The organism is Cytobacillus sp. GQ23 (genome assembly GCF_059758675.1).
The window spans coordinates 99,199-105,440 of the sequence record NZ_JCAXER010000021.1 but is presented as its reverse complement, the minus strand read 5'-3'; the positions used below and the strand labels follow the sequence as shown (position 1 = coordinate 105,440).

Sequence of the window (6,242 nt, the reverse complement as noted above, 5' to 3'; positions counted from 1 at the left end):
TATGATATTGAATTAAAACGAATAGGAGATTGACTTTATGATAAAAATTCAAGATATTGAAGTGGATTTTACAAATATAGATATAACACCTTATTTTCAAGTTAAGGCAGAAAACAGAATAAGGTTTGGGATAGAAGTTTTTGAGAATCATGGAACAAGATTACTACAAGATATATTAAACGATGTCTTTCTAGATAGCAGTTCGGTTTCTGCTTCTTTTATTACTGGATATATTAATAAAAACAAAAGATCTTCTTTAAAAACCGGACTAGGTGAAATAGTAAAGATTTCAAATTGGAAAGAATCATTAATTGAAGATCCTATTAATGAAAGAACTATTATATTCGGTACAATAAATAATCTCCAACCAAAACATATTTTTGCTTATACCAAAATGATTATACAAGGACACCCTCAGTCTTACATAATATTCTACAATGATAATGTCCTTATTTATGTTAGCAGTGATGTAGTTGATATAATTACCGATAAGAATTTAATTACAAGCCTAAAATCTAAGTATAATAAATACTATGTACAAGGTTTTGAGTGAAGTACAGATAACTAATAAATAATTCTTTCAACAAAATAAAAAAGCTGTATCCCACGATATGTTGGAATACAGCTTTCTTCATTGTAATACATGCTCTTTCTTTCCTTTAATCCGGACAAAAGGTGACGTTGCTCTAATAAGTTCATAGGTTGAAGCCTGTTCTTTATTTCCGCTCATTAAAGATTCGTACCGACTTCTCGCTGTATCTAAGATTTCGTCAATCTCAGCCTGAATTAAGGTCCTCTCCTTCTTGTTATGGGCATCAAGTAGTTCAAGTTGAAGTTCATTAAACTTCTCAAGCTCATTAGCATTTAGAAAGTCCTTAAGTTGCATCTTGGCATCTCCTTTCAGGATTTATTTGCTAAGATTCAGTCTCCATTTAGATATCGTATAATTGTTACGGTAATTATATCATAATTTTCTTGCAAAATATGTAAGAAAGAATAATGCTTGTTTATTGTTCTTTCTCATGTTTTGCTGAGGACTCATTGTCTTTCGGTTCAGGAGCAGGCAAAGATTCGTTTAATTTTTCTAAATTGCTCTTAACCGAATCAATATTAGCTTGCTGATTTGAAGCTTCTAATTTGGCAATTGTACCTTCTCCGGCATAGCCGCCTAAGATAGAAGTCAATATTACTCTTTCCAACCCATTAGGATCTGCCACAATAACAACTGGGACGGCAGCCAATGCCCCATAAGCCATATCAGTTAAAAAACCAGGATAGAATGTTCTTTTTGTGTTTCTTGTTTTTTTAATGGTGTTATTCCTCTTAGCATGAGATATACGCCCATCATTGAACCTATCCCTGCTGCTATTAATATCTTTGTTAACATATTTCACCTCACCCTTTCGTTTTTTGTCTTGAAAATTTGCACAAAAAAACGACCTTTGGACGATAGAAAGACATTACAAATAAAGTAATGTTCCATCGACCACAAAGGCCGTAACTTTTAAGCGTACCCGCTAGTCTCAAAAAGACTGCTAAAAAAAAATACTACTATAAATTTCTAGCGGTATCAATATTTTCCTAATATATTCTTTTACCTCACCCATTCATCCGTGCTCTTTAAAGCATTTTTAGTCTTGTAGAAGCTTCTTTATAACATTCTGGGTCTTCCCTACAAGTATCCTCAATGGAATGGATTAGAACATCAATGGCTTGCAAAGTCAGCTTAAGTTCACTTTTGGACTTTCCTTTTATCTCAAACATTCTCTTTGTTCTTTATGATGGTATCCATGTATAGAAATGACAGGCTCACAGATAATATGAAAAAAACAGAGGTTTTGCTATGAAGAGAAAGAGCAGCCGAAATAGTGACGGCATCGGCAACTCCCATTCAATCCATCAGAATTGGGTTGAAACCTTTTCCGATTCAAATGACTTTGTTCATTATCATACTTCATCAATCGATAATCATCCATTTTGGATAGCCTATTTTCGCACGCTTATATCATCAGATATTCTGCATAAGGATGTTCTTCCATACATACAGGGCCGCCTTTCCTTAATCGAGCTAAAAGACATCATTCCGATTCAGGAAATGGTTATCACCAGCGATTCGGATGAAATCATTCAAAACATTATGAATGGCTACATGGCCATTCAATTACATCCTCATGATGAGGACTGTTTATTAGTCAATATCGCAAACAGTAAATTTCGCGATGTGGGAATTCCAACATTGGAAGCCTCTGCAATAGGTCCTCAAATCGGGTTTATTGAGGAATTGGATACTAATATTAACCTCATCCGAAAGAGATTGCCTATACCTGACCTTATCGTAAAGGAAATGACTGCAGGGAATTTATCAAAAACAAAAGTAGCCGTTCTCTATGTGAAAGGGATAGCAGATCCGGAAAATATCAACACCGTCATTCAAAGAATTACAGACATACAGTATGAACACATCCAGGATAGTTCCTATATCTCAGCTATGATCGAGGACAATTCCAATTCTTTGTTTCCCCAATCCATTTCAACAGAAAGATCTGACAGGGTGGCAGCGGGGCTTACAGAGGGAAAGGTTATCATTGCCGTTGATGGGTCACCCAATCTGATTATCCTGCCCGTCACGTTTATGGAATCCTTTATTGCAATGGAGGATTATAACTATTCATGGATCATCAGTAATTTCTTCCGTATATTGCGCTTTGCTTCCTTATTTATTTCTGCATTTGTCACTCCTATGTATGTGGCGATCATGACCTATCATTACGAGTTAATTCCAGCCCGTCTGCTGGAGCCGCTTGTAGGATCAAGAGCAACAGTTCCCTTCCCCCCTTTTCTGGAAGCATTGTTTTTAGAACTAATGATTGAAATGGTAAAGGAGGCAGGGATCCGATTACCCCTTAAAATTGGGCAATCGCTGGGTGTCGTAGGCGGTATTGTCATCGGACAGGCAGTGGTGGAAGCCGGATTAACCAGCAATGTGCTGCTGATTATCGTGGGGCTTGGAACATTAGCTTCCTACACATCCCCCGTGTATAAATTTAGCAACACCATCCGCTTTATTAAGTTTCCGATCATTTTTCTAGCCTCTTGGCTGGGCCTATTTGGTGTATACCTTAGCTTAATCTATACATTGATACACATACTTAGGCTGACATCACTTGGACGGCCATATTTAAGCAATTATCCTATGCGGAGAACCGCATTTCAGGACCTGTGGATCAGACTCCCTTTTTCCATGCAAAAAGATAACCCCCAAAATTTAAGGCCGCAAAAAAAGAAAAAGGTTTCAGGAAACCAAAAGAATCCTGAGCCATTGAATGATTTTTACGAATAATGTTATAGGGTGATTCGTTTGAAAGTAAGCATAAGGCACCAGGTCTCCCCATATTTGGTCTTTTTCATCATTTCCAACTCACAGGTAGGTGTGGGGATTTTAAGTTTTCAAAGAACGATTGCAGAGAAAGCGGGATATGATGCATGGATTGGCGTCCTCGCCGCAGGATGTCTGGTTCAGGTCTTTATTTGGGTTATGTATAAACTGCTTGGAAAAGCACAGGGGGATATCATCGATATTCACAAGGCTTCCTTCGGCAATGTCCTTGGAAAATTCCTAAGCTTCTTCATCATCAGCTATTATGCTTTAGCAAGTGTGTCTGTCATGCTTAAATTCATAGAAATTATCCAGGTTTGGATGTTTCCGGCCATACCTTCCTGGATTGTATCCGTGTTGATTCTAATACTTGTATATTATTGCATTTCCGGAGGCTTTCGCGTTGTCGTCGGCCTGTCATTTTTATCTTTTCTTTTCCCGCAGCTATGGGTCTTATTTCTGTATATATTTCCATTGAAGACTGCTCATTTTTCAAATTTGCTTCCCATCATGAATCACTCCTTTATGGACATGCTGGACTCTATTAAGAGCTCCATGTACACCATAGCAGGAACAGAGACACTATTAATGGTTTACCCATTTATCCGAAATCCTGATAAATCCAGAAAGTTTGCTCATCTCGGTGTACTTTTCACTACATTGCTCTATACCCTTTCTTCCATTGTGTCTTTCACCTTTTATAGTGAAAACCAATTAAAATCGACCATCTGGCCAGAGCTTTCACTTACTAAAGTCATTAAGTTTTCTTATTTGGAGCGCTTTGAATATTTATATATCTCTATGTATTCAATGGTTGTCACCGCATTGATTTCACTGTTGTTATGGTGTTCAAGCAGGGGACTAAAGAAAATCTTTAATGTGAAGCAAAAGTATGCTTTATGGGTCCTTATTTTAATCAGCGTAGGGTTGTGTCTAATTAATAATGAGCATTTTAATGAGATGCTGGATAAATATATTACGCAGATGAATTTGTACGTCTTTTACGTCTATATCCCTCTGCTTCTGATTTATTTCACTTTGTTTAAAAGGGGGCATCAAGATGGGTAGCCGCTCAGTATTATCGATCTTCTTCATCCTTTTCCTATCCGGGTGTTCCCTGCTCCCAACCCGTATTGTCAATGAGGTCGGGATGATACAGGGGGTTGGCTATGATTTGGCCGATGAAGGGGAAATTGAAGGGACCGTTGCCTATCCAGTCTTTAAGAATAAAGGTTCAACAACCGAGGTCAAATCAGTATCCGGATATTCAAGCAAGGAAATAAGGGAAAAGTTAAATAATGAAACACAGCTTCGATTAGTCAGCGGCCAGCTCAGGCTGGCTCTTTATGGGGAGTCACTGGCAGAAAGCGGGATCAGTGATTTTATCGATACCTTAAACCGGGATCCCTTTATCGGAAGCATCGTACAATTGGCGATTGTGGATGGGGAAACGAAAGAGCTGATGAACCTGAATAAATATCAGAGTGAGAATATTTCCATTTACCTCCAGGAAATGCTGGATCAAAACATGGAGTTCGGAACGCTTCCAAAAACCAATCTGCAAACCTTTTTATTTCAATTATTTCAGACAGGTCAAGATGCATACTTACCTTTAATAAAGAATGTAAATGGTACCATCAGAATAACTGGTTTGGCGGTTTTTAAAGATGATAGCTTTATTACTTCCATTCCAAGGGAAGACATATTTATGTTCAAAACATTGCTTAAAAAGAACAAAAACAATGGTACGCAGGCGTTTATGCTGGAAAATGGGGATAAGGTGGTCCTGGAAACCCTTTATTCAAATCCTAAATATAAAATAAAGATGGTTCAGGGAAAGCCGGAATTTTCCATTCACCTAAAAATGAAAACAAAGCTTCAGGAATTTGCTTCATCTGAGAAAAAAAAACATGCTTTTGATAGGAAGAAATATCAGGATAAAGTAGAAAAGGAACTGGAAAAAAAAGCTCTCCATTTCATAAATAGGCTTAAGGAGGAGCAGGTTGATCCTCTAGGGCTGGGAGCAAAATACAGGGAGCATGATCGTGCCTTTGATGAACAACAATGGAAGATGCAATATCCAGATGTCAAAGTGTCCATTAAAGCCGATGTGGAAATAGAGCAGACTGGAACAATCAATTAACTGGATCAAAAAAAGCTGCCTGATCAGCAGCTGATTATAGCTTATGAAGGTCTCTGTGCCCATGTAGTACGAAGCTTGAACATCGAAATGATCATGACTAAAGATAAGATAATGGCTCCGCCGTCCGTAATCGCACTTGGCAGAATCCCTAACACGCCATAAATGTCATTAACTGCTGTCCACATTGATGAAGGAATCATAATTGGCCCAGTGGCTTGCGTGACATTAACGATTAATATGATCCACCACAATATTTTTGAACGGCTATTTAAAGCCAATATGCCTAACGCATTTCCAGCAATGTATAAACACCCGACAATTCTAAAACCAAATGTGAATTCGATTGCTTCACCAGCAGGGTCTGCTGCTCCCGCCATTTGCATCATGGTTTCAATTAAAGACGGATTTATAATAATAAAATTGTGAATGGCTGTCCCAATGGTAAAAAGAATGGAACATAAAAAAATGGTCATTTGCAGCTTTCCGGTTGCAGCTGAATCTGTTAACTGATGTTTCTCTTTTGGCATTTATCTTCATCCTCTTCCTGACTCTTTATATATCAAATGTACCATGGTCCATTTATAGTATCCTGGGCCTCCGGTTCAATTTTTATCTAAGTCTTGGGATTTAGTCTATCGCAGGGAATGGACCAGCAGCTGGTCGTTAATAAATGCACTTTTGTTCCAGACAATATTCGCACGTTTTTTGTCACCCATAAAAAAA

Annotated in this window: 7 protein-coding genes; 4 read left to right on the top strand and 3 right to left on the bottom strand. The window is 37.8% G+C overall.

Annotation, left to right across the window (positions count from 1 at the left end; translation table 11 throughout):
• Window positions 1-37: 37 nt before the first annotated feature.
• The gene (locus tag AC6CHU_RS17815) at window positions 38-553 is read left to right on the top strand and encodes a hypothetical protein (protein ID WP_498122545.1); all 516 of its coding nucleotides are present in this window, start codon (window positions 38-40) and stop codon (window positions 551-553) included.
• 78 nt (window positions 554-631) lie between these two features.
• On the opposite strand, the gene AC6CHU_RS17810 is transcribed toward AC6CHU_RS17815, so the two are convergent.
• Window positions 632-886 carry a hypothetical protein gene (locus AC6CHU_RS17810; RefSeq protein ID WP_498122544.1) on the bottom strand — a complete coding sequence of 85 codons (255 nt, stop codon included), beginning with the start codon at window positions 884-886 and terminating at the stop codon, window positions 632-634.
• A 121-nt stretch (window positions 887-1,007) separates the two neighbouring features.
• Window positions 1,008-1,394: a DUF4257 domain-containing protein gene (locus AC6CHU_RS17805; RefSeq protein ID WP_498122543.1), complete on the bottom strand. Its 387-nt coding sequence runs from the start codon at window positions 1,392-1,394 to the stop codon at window positions 1,008-1,010.
• A gap of 449 nt (window positions 1,395-1,843) precedes the next feature.
• On the opposite strand from AC6CHU_RS17805, the gene AC6CHU_RS17800 reads away from it, so the two are divergent.
• Genes AC6CHU_RS17800 through AC6CHU_RS17790 form a run of 3 tightly spaced genes read left to right on the top strand, consistent with a single transcriptional unit; the run spans window position 1,844 to window position 5,519 of the window.
• Window positions 1,844-3,340, top strand: a complete 1,497-nt coding sequence (locus AC6CHU_RS17800; protein WP_498122542.1) for a spore germination protein — start codon at window positions 1,844-1,846, stop codon at window positions 3,338-3,340.
• 18 nt (window positions 3,341-3,358) lie between these two features.
• Window positions 3,359-4,444, top strand: coding sequence for a GerAB/ArcD/ProY family transporter (locus AC6CHU_RS17795; RefSeq protein ID WP_498122541.1), 1,086 nt, complete (start codon window positions 3,359-3,361; stop codon window positions 4,442-4,444).
• Window positions 4,437-5,519 carry a Ger(x)C family spore germination protein gene (locus AC6CHU_RS17790; protein WP_498122540.1) on the top strand — a complete coding sequence of 361 codons (1,083 nt, stop codon included), beginning with the start codon at window positions 4,437-4,439 and terminating at the stop codon, window positions 5,517-5,519. Before AC6CHU_RS17795 ends, AC6CHU_RS17790 begins: the two co-directional genes overlap by 8 nt.
• A gap of 41 nt (window positions 5,520-5,560) precedes the next feature.
• On the opposite strand, the gene AC6CHU_RS17785 is transcribed toward AC6CHU_RS17790, so the two are convergent.
• Window positions 5,561-6,046 carry a hypothetical protein gene (locus tag AC6CHU_RS17785; protein ID WP_159862238.1) on the bottom strand — a complete coding sequence of 162 codons (486 nt, stop codon included), beginning with the start codon at window positions 6,044-6,046 and terminating at the stop codon, window positions 5,561-5,563.
• Between the last annotated feature and the right edge of the window lie 196 nt (window positions 6,047-6,242).